The organism is Moraxella sp. I5G, from assembly GCF_055193055.1.
In genome coordinates this window covers 1-699 of the sequence record NZ_JBUXLH010000049.1, presented here as the reverse complement: position 1 = coordinate 699, position 699 = coordinate 1, and the positions used below count along the sequence as shown (strand labels likewise).

Annotated in this window: 2 protein-coding genes; both read right to left on the bottom strand. The window is 38.8% G+C overall.

The window, feature by feature from the left end; all coding sequences use genetic code 11:
* Nucleotides 1-438, bottom strand: a 438-nt coding sequence (locus tag ACZBKJ_RS09905) for a hypothetical protein (RefSeq protein ID WP_463200931.1), incomplete at its 3' end; no start/stop codon positions are given.
* A partial coding sequence (locus ACZBKJ_RS09900) for a hypothetical protein (protein WP_463200929.1) occupies nt 402-699 on the bottom strand: 298 nt, incomplete at its 5' end. The genes ACZBKJ_RS09905 and ACZBKJ_RS09900, both read right to left, overlap by 37 nt.

Sequence of the window (699 nt, the reverse complement as noted above, 5' to 3'; positions counted from 1 at the left end):
CAGATAAGTATAAAATAAACCCTTTGTCATACCTTTTGATACTGAAAAGTCAGTAGGATTTTTATTCTTAAAAACCCATAAATTGGTATATTCTAAACATACCTTCCAAATATCAACATCATCTTGACCTGTATAAGCCCAAGTAGCACCCGCGTAGGCTTCGTAAACCCAGCTAGCTTCTTGTGGTGTCCAACCGCCATCTACTTTTAATTCTACGGAGATTTGGCACAATTGAATTGTTCTGGGCAAAAATTCTTCAAACCATCTTTTATTTCCGACGCAACAGGCATCAAAATAGTTGTTCAAAGAACCGCGTGCAAGACCACCGTGCATGCTCTGTACATTTGTTAGATATTCAGATCGTTCAAAATCAAATAAAAAACCATCGGGCATGGTCTGCTCTATTTGTTGCATAAGTTGTTCTTTAATGGATTGCATTTGATTGCCTCACTTGTGTTGGTTATATTGATGTTGCCATTGGTGTTTGTATGACCATTGCCAACCTTTTGGTTATTAAAATATTTTTGAATGATTTCTTGCCCTTGTAGGCTGCCACTACCCACTGTTCTAGTTTCTAAATTGCCCGCCAAGACATCATTGACAAGTTTATCTTTAAGATTTTTTTCCAAATTAGGATTGGCTCGTATAGCCTTGACAGCCTCTTGCTTGGCACCATCCCAAGCATTGCTGCGCTCGCCT